The organism is Nonomuraea sp. NPDC050786 (assembly GCF_040654115.1).
Classification (GTDB): domain Bacteria; phylum Actinomycetota; class Actinomycetes; order Streptosporangiales; family Streptosporangiaceae; genus Nonomuraea.
This window is the reverse complement of sequence record NZ_JBFAHJ010000008.1, coordinates 1-16,429: the sequence shown is the minus strand read 5'-3', so window position 1 is coordinate 16,429 and position 16,429 is coordinate 1. Positions and strand designations below refer to the sequence as shown.

General features: G+C 68.0%; 14 protein-coding genes and 1 pseudogene. 4 read left to right on the top strand and 11 right to left on the bottom strand.

Going from position 1 to position 16,429, the window contains the following annotated elements; genetic code table 11:
- The first annotated feature begins 294 nt into the window (after positions 1-294).
- Complete coding sequence (locus AB0H84_RS17180; RefSeq protein ID WP_357604317.1) at positions 295-735, top strand: hypothetical protein; 441 nt, start codon at positions 295-297, stop codon at positions 733-735.
- A 74-nt stretch (positions 736-809) separates the two neighbouring features.
- Here AB0H84_RS17180 and AB0H84_RS17175 read toward each other — a convergent pair whose 3' ends face one another.
- The 4 genes from AB0H84_RS17175 to AB0H84_RS17160 all read right to left on the bottom strand — a co-directional run bounded on the left by AB0H84_RS17175 (position 810) and on the right by AB0H84_RS17160 (position 3,652).
- Positions 810-1,133 (bottom strand): transposase, encoded by a 324-nt coding sequence (locus AB0H84_RS17175; RefSeq protein WP_357604315.1) that lies wholly within the window; start codon positions 1,131-1,133, stop codon positions 810-812.
- A gap of 133 nt (positions 1,134-1,266) precedes the next feature.
- Positions 1,267-1,482 (bottom strand): hypothetical protein, encoded by a 216-nt coding sequence (locus tag AB0H84_RS17170; protein ID WP_357604313.1) that lies wholly within the window; start codon positions 1,480-1,482, stop codon positions 1,267-1,269.
- A gap of 1,046 nt (positions 1,483-2,528) precedes the next feature.
- Complete coding sequence (locus AB0H84_RS17165; protein WP_357604311.1) at positions 2,529-3,083, bottom strand: peptidoglycan-binding protein; 555 nt, start codon at positions 3,081-3,083, stop codon at positions 2,529-2,531.
- Positions 3,084-3,154: 71 nt separating this feature from the next.
- Complete coding sequence (locus AB0H84_RS17160; RefSeq protein ID WP_357605075.1) at positions 3,155-3,652, bottom strand: hypothetical protein; 498 nt, start codon at positions 3,650-3,652, stop codon at positions 3,155-3,157.
- 95 nt (positions 3,653-3,747) lie between these two features.
- On the opposite strand from AB0H84_RS17160, the pseudogene AB0H84_RS17155 reads away from it, so the two are divergent.
- A pseudogene (locus AB0H84_RS17155) lies at positions 3,748-3,876 on the top strand (IS5/IS1182 family transposase); the annotation flags it as partial.
- A 77-nt stretch (positions 3,877-3,953) separates the two neighbouring features.
- On the opposite strand, the gene AB0H84_RS17150 reads toward AB0H84_RS17155, so the two are convergent.
- The 4 genes from AB0H84_RS17150 to AB0H84_RS17135 form a co-directional block, all read right to left on the bottom strand.
- The gene (locus AB0H84_RS17150; RefSeq protein ID WP_357604309.1) at positions 3,954-5,393 is read right to left on the bottom strand and encodes an arabinofuranosidase catalytic domain-containing protein; all 1,440 of its coding nucleotides are present in this window, start codon (positions 5,391-5,393) and stop codon (positions 3,954-3,956) included.
- 93 nt (positions 5,394-5,486) lie between these two features.
- Complete coding sequence (locus AB0H84_RS17145; protein WP_357604308.1) at positions 5,487-7,097, bottom strand: cellulose binding domain-containing protein; 1,611 nt, start codon at positions 7,095-7,097, stop codon at positions 5,487-5,489.
- A 75-nt stretch (positions 7,098-7,172) separates the two neighbouring features.
- Entirely contained in the window at positions 7,173-8,447 is a 1,275-nt protein-coding gene (locus tag AB0H84_RS17140) for a cellulose binding domain-containing protein (RefSeq protein ID WP_357604306.1), read from the bottom strand.
- 123 nt (positions 8,448-8,570) lie between these two features.
- Complete coding sequence (locus tag AB0H84_RS17135; RefSeq protein WP_357604304.1) at positions 8,571-10,550, bottom strand: alpha-L-fucosidase; 1,980 nt, start codon at positions 10,548-10,550, stop codon at positions 8,571-8,573.
- A 634-nt stretch (positions 10,551-11,184) separates the two neighbouring features.
- On the opposite strand from AB0H84_RS17135, the gene AB0H84_RS17130 reads away from it, so the two are divergent.
- Positions 11,185-12,243 (top strand): LacI family DNA-binding transcriptional regulator, encoded by a 1,059-nt coding sequence (locus AB0H84_RS17130; protein WP_357604302.1) that lies wholly within the window; start codon positions 11,185-11,187, stop codon positions 12,241-12,243.
- A gap of 84 nt (positions 12,244-12,327) precedes the next feature.
- On the top strand, positions 12,328-13,614 hold the full coding sequence (locus tag AB0H84_RS17125) for a glycoside hydrolase (RefSeq protein ID WP_357604300.1): 1,287 nt from the start codon (positions 12,328-12,330) through the stop codon (positions 13,612-13,614).
- Between the two features lie 140 nt (positions 13,615-13,754).
- Here the strand turns inward: AB0H84_RS17125 and AB0H84_RS17120 are convergent, their stop codons facing one another.
- The 3 genes from AB0H84_RS17120 to AB0H84_RS17110 all read right to left on the bottom strand — a co-directional run.
- Entirely contained in the window at positions 13,755-14,663 is a 909-nt protein-coding gene (locus AB0H84_RS17120; protein WP_357604298.1) for a PmoA family protein, read from the bottom strand.
- Positions 14,656-15,789 (bottom strand): Gfo/Idh/MocA family oxidoreductase, encoded by a 1,134-nt coding sequence (locus AB0H84_RS17115; protein WP_357604296.1) that lies wholly within the window; start codon positions 15,787-15,789, stop codon positions 14,656-14,658. The genes AB0H84_RS17120 and AB0H84_RS17115 overlap by 8 nt, the downstream gene beginning before the upstream one ends.
- 175 nt (positions 15,790-15,964) lie before the next feature.
- A partial coding sequence (locus AB0H84_RS17110) for a non-reducing end alpha-L-arabinofuranosidase family hydrolase (RefSeq protein WP_357604294.1) occupies positions 15,965-16,429 on the bottom strand: 465 nt, incomplete at its 5' end.

The window sequence follows — 16,429 nt, the reverse complement described above, 5'->3', positions numbered from 1 at the left end:
AGGACGTCGCATCGGGTGAACAGAAGATGACATGGTTCTCTCCGCGAGGGGAGAACCATGTGTGCCCCATGCCTGATGCTCAGGCAGGGGGACCGGTGTTCGATCTTCGCATCGTTGCCCACAGCCCGTTCGCCGAGCGCTCCGGTGGAGCACGGACGGCAACACCTGGACCGAAGTCCCGGACTCGCGGTTCCTGCGCATTAAGCGCCGCGGCGACAGGTCCTCCGACGCCGGCCTCGTGGTCGGATGCGCGCCTGACAGTGGGTTGCAAGCGGTTCTCCTAGACTGCCGATCATGCGAAAGTTCTCCGGATTAACGACACTCGTCGTCGCCGCCGCCGTCGCTCTCACCGCACTGGCTCCCGCCCCGGCGACAGCCGCCCCGTGGGACTGTTACGGCGGCGGGGGAACGCTCAACACCAAGCACGGTTATGTCAAATACGTGTGGAAAGTGTGCAGTGACGGCTACGCCGCCGCCTCGGGCACTGTGTACGACACCAAGTGGGATCTGTGGACGGCGGTCGTCGAGGTCAGCTTCTCCAAAGCGGGCAAGGGGGTCGGCGGCACCGGCGGCCGCAGGGAGGCGGGCCGGTGGAAGGGCAGCAGTGATTTCGGCTTCTCCGTCGCCGCCCGGCAGGGCGCCGACAAGGTAGTGATCAAGGCTCGGCGCTGCCTTCCGGGCACCCACCTGTGCAACAACACCAAGACCTTCACGGGTGTCTCGATCTTCGCGTAGGTATTGAAAGGCCGCATAGCGGACGATCGATCCCGCCGCTGCGGCGACCGCAGGCGAGCCTGCTGCTGGCGCATCTACGCGACCCGGACCGGCGGCTGTCCGCGGCCGACGGTGTCGGCGCCCTTGACGCTCTGGGAGTCGATGACGCCCGCTGACGGCCCGTCCTCCCGGCCGCCCGCCTGACGGCGTGCCTTGACTCGCAGCTCGACCCGCAGGGCTTCAGTGACACCGACCTGTTGCCACTGCTGGAAGTACCAGTACACGGTCTGCCAGGGCGGCAGGTCGCTGGGCAGGTATCGCCATGGGCAGCCCGAGCGCACCACGTACAGGATGGCGTTGACGATCTCTCGACGGGAGTGCTTCTCTGGACGGCCTCCGGTGTTCGGCTCGGGCAGCAAGGGCTCGATCAGCTACCACTGCGCGTCAGTGAGGTCTGAGGGGTAGCGATCGGGGGCATCCGGTCATCCTGACGACCTCAGCGCCTTCGGCACGCCGCCACGCCGAACATCGATGATCTTCCCAAACGCGCACTCAGGGCGACGTGATCGGCAGCCGCTGGTCGGCGATGTGGACTCGCTGTGGGTTGACGGTGCGACGCAGCAAATGGAGGGGCTGACCGGTGTCGTCGTAGGTGAGGCGCGTGACTTCGAGGAGAGGACTGCCGCGGCTGGCCTTGGGCTTGGAGGCTTCCTTCCCGCCCAGCGCATCGCCCGCCTGGCCGGGATCACGTTCAAGGTGACGCCGCACACGGTGCGGCACACGTGGGCGTCGATCGCGGAGGCGCGCGGGCCCTGAGTCGTCCTTCCCCCCGGGTGGCGTCGGCCGTCGAGTAGGGCTCTGAGCGCGTCAGAGGTTCTGAGCGCGTCAGCTGATCGCGAATCCCCGTATCGGGAGCGGTCTGACCAGCACCGTCGCCAATTGACGGTTTCGCGGGTCTCTTCCGGGAAAGGGACATGCCCACCACCCGCTTGGGAAACGTTTCACATGGGAGATGTCATGCTTTCGCCTGCTGTCCCTAACCCCGCCAAGCCTCATGTCACGTCCGCGGGCCGCCGGGCTCGTGCGGTAAGGCGGGGCGCTGGTTCACGGAAGTTCTGCTCGGGCGACCCGTACGACTTGGCGGGCAACGCTCATCTGTGGAGCGAGTTCGGCGAGGATGATCAGGGCACGCTCTACCGGTGCGATGTATGCGGCGTGACGGATGTCGGGTGACTCGTGTCGGCCGGCTACGTGTCCAGGTCGAGGTCGAGCGCGTGGGACAAGTCTGCGTGGGTGCACCGCCGCAACGCATTCAACCTGGGCACGTGGACTGCTCCGACGGTGTGCGGCGGCTGCCGATACTCGGCGGACCACGCCGGGGATGTCGAGCAGTACCGGCCGGCGCGACGAAGTCTTCGCGGAGCGGCCGGTCAGGCTGGCGTGTGGCGATGAACTTCGCCAAGAGGGTGACTTCCTGCCCGTGGGTGTGCGCTGATCGCGCGGCCAGGCACACGGGGCGGGTGCGGAGGGGTCCTTGCTCTGACGGCGCAGTCGGGCCTGATGTTCATGGTGCTTGCCCAACTGGGTGATGGCCGTTGTCTTGTGGGTTCAGGACGCGCCGGTGATGATCAGACCCCTACTGGCGCTGATCTGCCGTCTGTTCAGCAGAGTCAGCCGGCGTCCAGCCTGGGTGTCCAGCCTTCCCTGGTGGTCAGTGGGTTCGACCCGCGCCGTCTTGGCGTCGTGTCGTTCAGCTACGTGGCGCCGCGTTCTCAGGCCCTGAGCACAGGCTAGTACGACGTGCCGATTATGGATCAAGGCGGGACGCAAATCGATCGCGTGCGTACCGCGATTTCGAGGGAAGGGCCGTCATCGCGCAAGTGAGCGGCCCATGTGTTGGGGCCCACAACGCCGTCGATCAGTAGGCCGTGCCAGTCCTGGAAAGCTTCGACCGCTCTCGTCGTCGCGGGGCCGAATACGCCGTCTATGCCTCCCGGAGCGATCTCCCAGTGACCCGGGGCGCAGTCCGTCAGCACGGTCTGGAGCCGCTCAACGAGGTCGCCCTTGGCACCCTCGTGCAGAAGAGGCATGTCCTCCCCGATGGGCAGTATCTTGCGGCTCTTCAGCCCGTACCTGCCGGTCGCGACCAGCCCGTTGGCCTCCTGGAACGCACGCAACGCACGCTCGGTCTCGCGCCCGAAGACCCCGTCCACAACGATCGGGACCTTGTTGGCCTCGCCGAGGGCAGACTGCAGCCGCCGCACTGCCGCGCCCTGGTCACCGAACTGCAGCAGGTGCCGCTCGGGCGAGAAGGTTGACGCTGTAGGGGCCTCCTGGCCCAGTTTGCCGCTCTGCAGGAGCTGCAGCATGTGGACGTTCAAGAGGTAGACCTGATGGCTGAGCTGATCGAGCCGCCGTCCAATGGGCGGGATCTCGCCGATCAGCTGGGCCCCGCATGGGGATTCGGCAACGCCTCGGCCTTTCCTCGCGCTGCCGCACCGCCGAGGTCGCTCATGAGCTGATCGAGGGCGCGCCCGATAGCCGCGTAAGTGTCATACAGTTCCTCGAGTCGCCTTCGGGCGCCTGCGCCGAAGTACGCCTGTGTGAGAGCCGAATTGCGGTTCAGATTGTCATTCCACGTCAGGAGTACTTCGCGATACCGTTCGCGTGCCTCAGCGAGTTGGTCGTTCGAGCCGCCCGAGGCCCGTCGCTTGGCTGCCCAGAAGACCAGCCGCATGCGGTACAGCCGCTTGTCCAGCAGGCTGCTGACCTCCTCAAACACCTTGCTCGCCTGCTCGCGTTCCCGTTCACGCTGCTGGGTCTTGTGCTGGTGTGCCCAGGCACGCCGCTGGAAGAGGTAGCCGAGTGCACCGCCCAGAACGGTCGTCAGGACAAAGCCGAGCCCCAGCAGGACCAGTTGATCGGCCACCGTCATCACCTCAGGGCAGGCTAGAGCGGGCCAGACATAGAGACATCGCCTGGCGGGCGGGGAGTGTTAGCTGCTCTTGGAGCGTCCAACAGACAGCTGATGCGCTTGACCTCTCCCGGGCTGCGGTGGACTCCTCGCGGATCAGGGCGTTCAGAAGGGGACTGACCGGCCCGTCCCCGGTCGACCGAGGGAGGGCCGGCAGTATGTACCACCTGATCATCGATGCCACCGGCGACGAGGTGCTTGTCACAGAAGGCCGTATCGTGCGCCTGCGGGCTCGGTCATCCCGGAAGCCGGTCCGGCCGGCGACTCACCTGTAGCCGGCGGCGACGATGTTGGCCTGCACCGCGTTCTCGGTGGCGTCCGACGGGTAGCCGGAGGTCATCACGCCCTCGTAGAAGGTGCCGGCTGCGCCGTGGCTGTTGTCGCCGCCGATGCCGAGGATGATGGCCCCCTCCTTCTTCATCGGGTTGTAGCCGGCGACGTTGGGGCGCGGTCCGTTGTAGAAGGTCGACAGGTTGCCCGACTGTGCGTTGCCGCCGCGGATCGACCAGTGGTTCGGCTCGCCCTTGATGATGGCCGTCAGATACCGGTGGCTGATGCTCGGGTCGTTGGCGTTGTACTTCTGGTTGACCCCGGAGAAGAGGCCGTTCTCCAGGTCGGCCATGATCCAGGGGCCGTTGCCGGCGCCGTAGCCCCAGACCTTGATGTTGCCGAAGTAGATGGCCTCCATGGTGCCGTTTCCGTTGTCACGGCTGTTGGTCTCGGCGTTGCCGTAGTCGAAGCAGCAGCCGCCGTTGTAGTGCGTGCCGTCGAAAATGGCGTACATCCCCTCCGGCTGGTCCCCCTTGGCGACGCCGTTGGTGGTGTTGTTGCGGTAGCCGACGCCGGGATCCACGTAGACGCCGTAGGCTCTGCGGCCGTAGACCGTGGTCGGTGCCTTGGCGGCGTTCGCGAGGTTGTCGTACCCGCCCGGAGCCGGGCCGGGGAAGCCGCCGGGCGGCGCCTGGGTGAGGCGGTTGTTACGGCCCGACTGGTCGTAAATGATGGTGATGAGGCAGGTCGTGCCAGCGCAGAACGAGTCCTGCGTGGCGGCGTCGGCGCCGCCGCCCGCGCTCAGGACGCCGATGTCCCGGGTGGTGTTGTCCGAGGCACGGCGCACCTGGTAAAGCGGGCCGTTGTAGGAGGCGTACAGGGCACGGGTCGTGCTGTGCGCCGCCACGCACGGCGTGCCGCCCGCGGCGTAGATGTCACACGGCTGCCTCGACGGCGGTGGCGGTGGCGTGACCGTGGGAGTGGGAGTGGGGGTGGAGACGTCGCCGGTGCAGGTGACGCCGTTCAGGGCGAAGCTCGAGGGCGCCGGGTTGGAGCCGTTCCAGCTGCCGTTGAAGCCGAAGCCGGTGCTGCCGCCGCTGGGGATGCCGGCGTTGTAGTCCACGTTGGCAACGGTGACCTGTGTGCCGGACTGGGTGTAGGAGCCGTTCCACAGCTGGGTGATGGCCTGCCCGGCGGGGAAGGACCAGGTCAGTTTCCAGCCGTTGACGGGATCGCCGAGGTTGGTGACGCTGACGTTCGCGCCGAAGCCTCCAGGCCACTGGTTGGTCACCGTGTAGGTGACCTGGCATCCCGCCGCAGTCGCTGATGCGACGTGCGCCGCGGCAATGCCGGCACCGACTGTCGACAGCGCGACGACGGCGGCGGAGGCGGCCGATAACGCTGCCCGTCGGCGTACAGAGGTGACCTGTCGCATGAGTGCTCACCTTCCTTGAGGTGTGACGTTCTCTCTGTGGGCAGGGCTTTCCGCTGCGAACACGCCGGCCGATCGGGATCGGCCGGCGTTCGACTACGGGCTCGTGCAGGTGACGCCGGTGGGGGTGGTCGAGCCGCTGCCGTTGGCGGTGAATCCGAACGTCGTCGCGCCGTTCCCGGGGATGGTGCCGTTGTAGGGGGCGTTCGTGACGGTGACGGCGCCGCTGGTGCCGGTGTTCACGCCGTTCCACACGCTGGTGATGGTCTGGCCGCCGGCCAGCGTCATCTTCACGGTCCAGCCGTTGATCGGGGACGGCCCGTTGTTGCCGACGGTCATCTCCCCCTGGAAGCCGGTGCCCCAGTCGTTGACCAGCCGGTACGTCGCTGTGCAACCGGTCGGGGTGGGCGTGGGAGTGGGGGTCGGGGTGGGCGTGGGAGTGGGCGTCGGGGTCGGGGTCGGGGTGGGGGTCGGCGTCGGGGAGGTGCCGCCGGTGACCCTGTACACGACGGTGCCGTGTGACGGCACGCTGGCCGAGATGGTGCCGGTGCTGCTGCTGACGGCGTTCGTCCACGCGTCGCGCAGGGTGAACGAACCGCCCTCCAGCCCGATCGCGGACGCGGTGGTGCTGATCGTGGTCGTGCTGCCGCCCTGGTTGAGCAGGGCGACCGCGACGTCGCCGTTGCTGAGCTTCTTGGCCAGCACCCGCCGGGTTCCGTCGTTGCTGACCTGGCGTGCCTGCAGGCCGAGCGGGTCCTGGTTGATGGCGATCAGGTTCTGGTTCTTCAGGATGGTGGTCGTCGCCGGGTCCATGGTGCGCAGGTCGTTCCCGGCGATGAGGGGCGACGCCATGACCGCCCAGAGGGCGAAGTGGCTGCGCATCTCGGTGTCGGTCATGCCGCCCCGGCCGACCTCCATCATGTCGGGGTCGTTGAACGCGCCCGGCTTGGCGTACGACGCGAGCGGGACGGTGACGTTGACGATGTTCTGGATGCCCATCGGGTACCCGTTGGTCTGGCCGGTGTCCCACTTGTTGGTGATGTCCTCGGTCGTCCGCCACATGTTGGCGACATCGCCCCAGTTGCGCTGAGGGCCGGTCTTCGCGTGGATGCTGTTCGGGTTGATGCTGTAGACGATCTGCCGCCCGGTCGCCGCCAGCGCGTCACGCATCTTCGCGAATGTGCGGACCTGGTCGTCGATGGTGCCGTTGGGCGAGCACCAGTCGTACTTCAGGTAGTCCACGCCCCAAGCGGCGAACTGCCTGGCGTCCTGGACCTCGTGCCCCTGGCTTCCGGTCGCGCCCGGGTAGCTGTTGAAGTACTGGGCGCAGGTCTTGTCCACCGGCACCTGGTAGATGCCGAACTTCAGCCCTCTGGCGTGCAGGTAGTCGCCGAGGGCCTTCATTCCGCTGGGGAAGCGCGACGGATTGCCCTGCAGGTTCCCCGCGGAGTCGCGGGTGGGGTTGAACCAGCAGTCGTCGACCACGACGTACTTGTAGCCCAGGTCGCGCAGGCCGGAGTTGACGATCGCGTCGGCCATCTGCTTGATCAACGTCTCGCTGATGTTGCAGCCGAACGTGTTCCAGCTGTTCCAGCCCATGGGGGGTGTGCGGGCCACCCCGTTCTCGAGGGCCCCCGCCTCGTCCGGCAGGGCGATCAGACCGCCTACGAGAATGCCGGCGGCGAGCAGAGTTCCGACCTTGCGCAAGGAGACTCCTAAAGGTGAGCGGAGGGCGGCAGACCTCCGCAACGTGGTGTCGGCCGCCCCGGGGTGAACACAGGATCAGGGGCTGGTGCAGGTGGCGGTGGGAGCGGCCGCGGTGCCGTTGGCGGTGAAGCCGAAGGTGGTGGACGAGCCTGCCGGGATGGAGCCGTTGTAGGGGGCGTTGCGCACCGTCACGGCGGAGCCGGTGACGCTGTGCGTGCCGTTCCACAGGCTGCTGATGCTCTGCCCGCCGGGCCAGGTCCACTTCACGGTCCAGCCGTTGACCGGCGCGTTGCCCGCCCGGACCGTCACCGTCGACTGGAACCCGCCCTCCCAGCTGTTGACCGTCTCGATCGTCGCCGAGCACGCCCCGGGAACCGGGGTCGGCGTCGGCGTGGGAGTCGGTGTCGGTGTCGGGTCCGTGCCGCTCTGGAACTGGGTGAAGAACTTCCATACCTCTGCCGGGACCCAGGTGCGGGTACCGCTGTCGCCGCCGGCTCCGTCCTGTGGCGCGGCGATGTGGCCTTCGTCGAACGCCGCCCACACGATTGGATGCCCGGCCGAGCAGCCTGAATAGGTGGTGATTCTGTGGGTCAGGCTGCCCTGTGCCGGCTCGGGCGGGTTCTGGGCGGTGCAGCCGTTGTTCCTGACGAACCGGTCGCGAAGGGACCGCCCGCCGGAGATGCTGAGCACGTTGTCCCTGATGCCGTGGATCCCCATGTAGGCGATGGGCTGGGTGCCGCCGCTGCATCCGCTGAGCTGCCCGCCGGACTGGACCGCGACCGCGCGGAAGACATTCGCCCGGGCGCAGGCGATCGCGTACGACATGGCGCCGCCGTAGCTGAAGCCCGTGGCGAACAGCTGCGTCGTGTCGACGCAGAGAGCACCCTCGATCTGTCTGATCAGGTCGTCGACAAGGGTCAGGTCTTCACCGTTGTTATTGCCCCAGCCGTTGTTGAGTCCCTGGGGCGCGACGAAGATCGTGCTGTTGTTCGCCAGGCGCAGGAGGCCGTAGTAGGCCCAGACGTCCCGTTGCACGGTCTGGCCCGTGGCCACATCGGTAGCGGTTCCGCCCAGCCAGTGGAGACCGAAGATCAGCCGATAAGGGTGGTTCGCGTCGTAGTTGTCGGGGACCTTGAGAATGTAGCTGCGATTCTTGCCGCTGCTCTGGATCGAGTGCGTGCCGCTCGCGAGCCCGGGTGCCTTGCCACATCCCGCGGTCGCCGCCGCGGCACTGACCGTGCGTGCGGTGGTCGTGCCGAGGCTGGCGCTCAGCGCCGGGCCTCCTGTGACCACCAGGACGGCGAGTGCCGCGACCGCTAAGACGGTCAGCAAAGGTCTACGTCTGGACATCGTGTCTCTCCCTGCCGATCCGAGGTCGGCGTACGTCGAGGGGAAGGTCAGCTGGAAGGTTGACGGCGTGCCCGCGATCCGGCGATGCGTCATCGGTGACACGACGTCGTGCTCCGGGGCCGATCAGAGCGCGGTGATGGTCCACTGGTTGTTGGTGCTGCTGTTCGGCGTCCACATGCCCACGGTGGAGCCGGCGGTGCTGTTGCCCATGCCGTCGAGGGCTGTGCCGGTGCCGCGGTTGATGATCTGGTAGCGGCCGTTGCCCAGGCTGTTGAGCCTCCATTGCTGGTTGTCGCCGCCGTTCCAGGCGGCTTGCAGGCAGGAGGCGCCGTTGGCGGAGTTGCCCCAGCTGTCGGCGACCATGCTGTTGGTGCGGTTGACGATGCGGTACCAGCCGTTGCCCAGGTCCAGCAGCTGCCACTGCAGGTTGGTGCTGCCGTCGTAGTTCCACTGCTTGAGCGCCGAGCCGGAGGCGACGTTGCCGCCGCTGTCCAGGACGAGGTTGGTGGTGACGTTGGTGATCCGCACCCAGGTCGTCGGGACGGGGCCCGAGCCCAGGGCGGGGATCTGGCCGTTGAAGGAGAGCTTGACCACGTACGCCGGGGCGCTGAACGGCGCCGTGGACGAGGGCATGGAGATGTGCAGGGCGGAGCCGTCCTGAGTGCGGTTCGGCAGATTGATGTACGACCCAGCTGTGGCGCCGAGGAGTTGCGCCGAGGCCAGGTTGCCGAGATTGATCCGGTTGGAGTTCAGCGTCGTGATGTCCAGGGTGCTGCCCGGCCAGCCCAGCACGGTGGCGTACAGCACGGTGCTGTCCTTGCTGCGGGTGAAACGGATGTCCCGGTTTGTTCCCGGTCGTGGCTCGACGAAGGAACCGCCGCCCATCTTGGTCGGGCCTTCGCCGTAGCTCGTCCAGGCCCGGGTGGCGTAGAGGGATTCGCCGGAACGGCGCAGGTAGTCCCCGATGCCCAGCAGGATCGAGCGCTGCCCGGACGGGATGGTGCCGTCGGCCATGGGGGCGATGTTCAGCAGCATGTTGCCGCCCTTGCTGACGCGGTCGATCAGCGCGTGCAGCATGGCGTTGAGCGAGTAGTAGCCGATGCCCACGGTGTAACACCAGCTGGAGCTGGAGATGCTGTCGTCGGTCAGCCAGTAGGGCGTCTGGATGTCCGCCGGGCCGCCGCGCTCGTAGTCGAAGACCTCGCCCCTGGTGTTGAACCCGTCCTTGTAGGTGGCGACCACCTCCTTGTTCCAGGCGATGGCCTGGTTGTAGTAGGAGGCGAGGAAGTTCAGCCGCTGGGACTCGGGGATCTGGCTCAGGTTGAAGTCCTGCCAGATGATGTCGGGCTGGTAGCCGTCGACGACCTCCTTGAGCTTGTCGTACCAGAGCTGGTTCTCCGTGGCCCTGTCGAGCTGGCCGTACAGCTTCTTGAGGGTGGTGGTGGACTGCGCCGGTACGCGCTCGTAGAAGCCGGTGAAGTTGTACGCGTGATGCAGGGACACCAGCAACTTCAGGCCCTTGGCCCGGATGGCGTCGGCGTGTAACCGCAGCAGGTCGAGCCGGGGACCGGTGGCGAGCGAATTCCACTCGTTCACCCGGCTGTTCCACATCGAGTAGCCGTCGTGGTGTTCGGCCACCGGTCCCGCGAATCTGGCGCCGGCGTCGGCGAACAGTTGGGCCCACTCGTCGGGGTCGAAGTTGCCGCCGGCGGACTTCAGCTTCGGCGCGAACTGCACCCAATTGCCTGCCTTGTCCCGGGCGCCGTTGATGAAGTTGTGGTACGGCCACACCGAAGGATCACCGTAGACGCTTTTGTGGTGATTGTTCTCGTTAGAGCCGCTGAAGTACATGTTGCGCGGATACCACTCGTTGGCGAACGCGGGAACGCTGAAGACTCCCCAGTGGAAGTAGATGCCGAATTTGGCGTCCTGGAACCACTCGGGAGCCGGCGGGTGCTGGTCGACCGATGACCAGGTCGGTGTGTAGCTGCTCGGAGCGCTGCTGGCCCGCGCGGTGCCGACGCCCAGCAAGCCGCCGGCCGTGGCGATTCCGGCAGTGGTGAGCAGCCGGCGGCGACTGAACGGGAATGATGACGATGCCATGGGCGGAACCTCTCAGGAAGGGGAAGAGCCCTTGTCAGAGTTAAGAGGTTGTGCAGATCCGTGGAGCGACGTAGACAGGCGACGCCTGGCCCGCAACGGTGTTAGCGATAACTGTTAGCGATAACATAGAGTCGTGTGACTCTCCCGGCAAGCTTCGGTCGATCCGCCGGCAGGCCACGAAATCTTGAAGGATGACGACCGTCCCGGCGGTCTGTCTGCCTTAAATGCCGAACTAGCCGAAAAGCCCCGTGGGAATACGGCCGAACGAGCAGTGCGGGAGAGGAAAGCCCATGTGAAGGGGCACGCCATTTCCTCGAGGAGGCGCGGCCGGCGCGGCGACGTCACGGCATCGGTCAGGTGGCAGAGGGGGAAAGAGCACGACCGGAAGCCGCTCCGCGGGCACGTGGCCGGACGGCCGGGCCGTGAATCTTTCATCCATGAAAAGCGTTACCGCTCACGTAGCACCGGCCGGTCCGCCCCTCGCACGGCTGGGTGCTGCCGGGGATGTCCCGCCCGGTCTCGCGTGCGGCTCGCATGACACCGAGCGCGAGATCGTCGTTGCCGCACAGGATGGCGGGCCGCCTCCGCCATGCCGCGCAGCGTGGCGGCCGCGCCGTACAGGGCGCTTTGGTCGATGCCTTGTCGGCGGCACCGGCTAGGCTGTGGCGCACAGAACGAGCGGAGGGGTCCCTTGGACGAGGCCGAGACGCCGCGCCTCACGATCCATGAGGTGGCCCGGCGCGCGGGGGTTTCGCATCAGACGGTTTCTCGGTATTTCCGCCACAACGAGAGCTTGAAACCGGCTACCCGCGCAAAGATCGACCGCGTCGTCCAGGAGTCCAACTACCGGCCGAACCTGGTCGCGCGCTCCATGCGCACCCGGCGTACGAACCGGCTGGCGATCACCCTGCCCGCCCCCACCCACCTGTGGCCGGCGCGCCTGCTCCGCGCCGCCTCCTCCGCCGCCCACGACGAGGGCTTCCAGCTGGAGGTCGTCAGCGTCGAGGGCGATCCGCGCGCCAGGGCAGAGCGGATCCTGGAGCTGGCCGGCTCGGGGCAGGTCGAGGGCATCCTGTCGCTGACGCCCCTGGAGATCGACCCGGCCGCCTCGCCGGTGCCCGTCGTCGTCACGGGCGACTACGACGACAAGCTGCGCGGGGTCAACGAACTGGCGGACGCCTCCCCGGTCCAGGAGATCGTCGAACATCTCGCCTCGCTCGGCCACCGGGTCTTCTTCCACATCGCGGGCGCGCAGAGCTGGCCGTCGGCTCGCAACCGCAAGCTGGTCTACGAGCAGACGATCGAGCGCCTCGGGCTCACCTCGTACGGCGTCGCCCTCGGTGACTGGAGCGCCCAATCCGGCTACGACGCCGTACGCGGGCTGCCGGACGGGTGCGGCGTGACCGCCGTCGTCGCCGTGAACGACCACGTGGCCATGGGCGCCGTACGCGGAGCGCTCTCGCGCGGCTGGCGGGTTCCCGGCGATGTCAGCGTGTTCGGCTGGGACGACGAGGAACTGGGACGCTTCGCCACTCCCGCGCTGTCCACGGTGGCCGTCGACCGGGAGGTGCAGGGGCGCGAGGCCATGGCCAGGCTCATCGCGAAAGTGCGCGGCGAGCCCGAGCCGGAGCCTCCCGCACGGTCGATCAACCGGGTCGTCGTTCGAGAGACGGTCGGGCCGCCGCCCGCCTGAGAACGGAGTGCACGTATTGAGCGGGACGGCACCGGTGTGCTAACTGTATGGCGCCATGAGTCCTATCACCCCAGAGCTCTGACGATGAACGAATCATGGCCGGCCGATCCGCCGGCGATCATGATCGACGACGAGGTCCGGCATCAGACGATCGACGGGTTCGGCGTCTCCACGGCCTTCCGGCGCAACGAACTGATCAGGGCTCTCCCGCAGGACAAGCAGCGCGAGATCCTCGACCTGTGGTTCAGCCGGGAGAAAGGGGCCGGGCTCACCATCCTGCGCCTCGGCATCGGCTCGGCGCCGGCCGGGAGCCCGTACGACGACATGGTGTCGATCCAGCCGGAAGACCCCGGTGGCCCGGACGCCCCGCCCAAGTACGTCTGGGACGGCGACGACAACAGCCAGGTCTGGATGGCCAAGGCCGCTCAGGAGTACGGCGTCGAGCGCTTCTTCGCGGTCCCCTGGAGCGCGCCCGGCTACATGAAGGACAACGGCGAGGAGAAGAACGGCGGCAGGCTGAAGCCCGAGTGGCAGCGTGCCTATGCCGACTACCTGGTCCAGTACACGAGGTTCTACCAGCAGGAAGGCATCCGGATCACCGACCTGGGCTTCGCGAACGAGCCCGACTGGACCGCGAAGCACGCCTCGATGCGCTTCACCCCGGAGGAGGCCGCCGCGTTCGTCAAGGTGCTCGGTCCCATGGCCTCGGACGTGCGGGTGGTGTGCTGCGAGTCGCTCGGCTGGACCGAGGCCCAGGCCTACACGCTCGCCATCGAGGCCGACCCCGAGGCGCGGCGCTGGGTGCGGGTCTACAGCGGCCACGGCTACGCCACCCCCGTGGACGGTCCGCTGCCGACCAAGCGGCCCACGTGGATGTCGGAGTGGCACCCGAACGGCACCCACTGGAACGAGAGCTGGTACGACGGCAGCGGCTTCGACGGCTACACGATCGCCTCGGCCGTGCACGACGCGCTCACCCTCGGCAACGTCTCGGCCTACCTGTACTGGCTGGGGGCTTCGACGGGGAGCACCAGGGCGCTGCTGCGGATCGACGAGGCGGAGGGGGCGTACCACGTCTCGAAGCGGCTGTGGGCGCTGGCCGCGTTCAGCAGGTTCATCCGGCCGGGGGCGGTCAGGATCGAGGCCGCGGCCGGGGTGCCCTCGCTGCGGGTGTGCGCGTTCCGCAACCCCGACGGCTCCCGCGTCGTCGAGGTGCTCAACACCGGCCTGGCCCCCGTCACCTGGTCGGGCGTGAGCGAGACGGCCGAGGTCTACCTGACCGACGCGAACGCCTCGCTCGATCTCCGTCCCGTTCTGGACGGGGTGGTGACGTTCCCGTCACGCGCCCTGACGACGATCGTCCTGCGCTGAGGTGGGGTCGCCCACGCTGAGGTGGGGTCGCCCACGCTGAGCCGGGGTCGCCCACGCTGAGCCGGGGTCGCCCACGCCGAGCCGCCGGGCACGCGATGCGCGTGCGTGACCCGGCGGCTCGGCTCAAACCCGCGGCCGGGTCACAGCGCGAACTCCGCCCCGAGCTCGTCCAGCTCGGCCCGGTCGCACATGTGGTCGATGAAGACGTAGCGGTGCGCGAGTTCGAGGGTGTCGCCGTCGGCCAGCGCGATCTCCTCGTCGAAGGAGGGGGAGGGGCTGATCACGGCGAACGCCTCCCTGCGGACGAACCACTTGATCGGCACCGAGGCGCTGGAGTGCCCGGCGATGGCCAGCACGGTGCCGCCGCCGTCGATCTCGTCGTGCTGCCCGACCATGGCCAGCCACGGGGCCTCGGCGCCCATCATCTCCTCCCCGCCCCGGCCGCCGGCGGCGATGATCGTGCCTCCGGTCCAGGACCTGGGGCCGCGCCAGAAGTAGCCCGCGTAGCCGGCCAGCGGCCTGCCGTGCGTGGTGGGGCTGCCGAAGTCGAGCGTGGCGCCGCGGACGTTGCGCAGCTGTGTGGTGAAGTCCAGGGCCCAGATGCCGCGCTCGGCGTCCACCCCGTGGAAGACCTGGCGGCGCTGCTCGGTGATCCAGTGCTCGCCCTGCGCCGAGACCCAGTGCAGGCTCTCCTCCACCGTCACCCGCTCTCCGTCGGAGGAGAGCTCGGTGAAGCCGACGTGGTTCATGTGGCCGAGGTTGTCCTCCCAGTGGTAGTTCCGCTCCACCGAGAAGGTCGGGCCGCCCCAGAAGTTCTGCCCCGACAGGTGCGCCCACGTCATCTGCAGGCCCTTGTGCCAGCGGTGGTCGTGCGGCCGGTAGACCGACATGGGCGCGCCGGACAGGCTGCGGATCGGGTGCAGGTAGGGCTTGGGCGACTCGGCGTCGGGCGCGTCCGGGTGATAGACGTACTGCGCGATCTCCACGTCGCCGGCGGTGACGATCAGGGACTTGTCCTGGTCGCGGACGCTGAGCCTGGAGTCAGGCATGGGTGTTCTCCTTGCACTTGAGGCGGCTGGCGGCAGCCGGCGTGTCGCCGCCGTTGAGCGAGCGGTAGAAGGGGTTCGTCTCGTCGAGCTCGGCTCGGGCGACGGGACGTCCCGTGATGGCGGACTGATAGATGGTCGTGATCAGTTCCATGACGCGCCTGCCGTCGGCGCCGCTCGCCGGGGGCCGCTCGCCGGCCCGCAAGGCGGCCAGCAGGGCGGCGAGCTGGGCACGGTGCGAGCTGGGCGTGTTGTCGGCCGGCGCCCAGCCGGCGATGCGGTCCTGGTCGGTGACGTGCGGCGCGGGCGTCCAGCGCCAGTTGGAGTTGTCATAGCCGTACAGGTGCTCGACCTCGACGGTGGCGTCGGTGAAGTCGAAGCGCAGGTAGCTGGTCTCGCGGGGGGACAGGACGCTGTTCACGATCGAGGCGATGGCGCCCGAGTCGAAGCGGACGATCGCGAACGACACGTCCTCGGTCTCGACGCGGCGTCCGAGCGTGGCCGCCACGGCGTGCACCTCGTGCCAGTCGCCGAGCAGGCTGAGCAGGAGGTCCATCTGGTGGATGCCGTGGCCCATGGTCGGGCCGCCGCCCTCGGTCTCCCACTTGCCGCGCCAGGGCACCTCGAAGTAGTCGTGACCCCGGTACCACAGCGTGTGGCACACGGCGACGAGCGGCGCGCCCAGCTCGCCGTCGCCGATGTGCCGGCGTAAGCGCTGTGCCGCGCTACCGAAGCGGTGCTGGAAGACATAGCCGGCGTAGGGGCCGCCGTCCTTCTCGTGGGCGGCGATCTCGTCGTACTCGGCCAGCGACAGCGTCGGCGGCTTCTCGCACCACACCCACGCGCCGGCGTCGAGCGCGGCTGTCACCGCCTCGCGATGCGCGACCGGCGGCGTGGCGACGACCACGAGATCGGGGCTCTCCGCCGCCAGCATCTCGGTCAGGTCGGTGTGGCGGGCGGGGATGTCGTAGGCGTCGGCCAGCTCGCGCGCGCGGGCGGGATCGACGTCGGAAACGGCGACGACCTGTACCGCATCGCCGGCCGCGGCCAGGGCGGGCAGGTGACAGGCTTTCGCGATGCCCCCGGCGCCGACGACGGCGACACGGACCGGGGACGAGGACGCAGGCATGGTGGAACTCCTTTGGACGACCCAAAGAGTGATCGATCACTTTTGCCTGGTTAACCTATTTTCGATCGTCATGGGGGTCAACCCCGTCTGCGTCCGTCCCGGGGAATGTGACGTGGCCCTCCTGTTCGGTCTGGAGCGCCGCGGACGGCGACTCCAGACCGAACGGCCCACGCCGTCAGCGCTGCAGTGTCAGCAGGCCCGGCCGGTAGGGCCACTGGCCGTAGTCGCCGCCGGAGTTGGGATTGCGTCCCTGGTAGAGCAGCTGCAGGTTGCAGGGATCAACGGTCATGGTCTGGTCGGCGCTGACCCGGATCAGCTCGCCGTGGCTGATGTCGTTGGTCCAGGTGGCGCCGCTGTTGGCCTTGCCGGCGAAGGGGTTGCCCTCGCTTGCGGCCTGCGGGGTCCACGAACCGTTGAGGCTGGTGGCGGTGAAGGAGCGGAAGTAGCGGCCCTGGGCGCCGATCGCCTCGACGATCATGAGGTACTTGTTCTGGCCTTGGAGCTTGTAGACCTGGACGGCTTCGAACAGGTTGTTGGTCGTGTCGCTCATGATCACGGTCGAGGAGCTGCCGAAGTTGCCCGGGAAGTTCCCGATGGGCATGCTGGCCCGGTAGATCTTGCCGTTGTCGCCGGCGAAGAA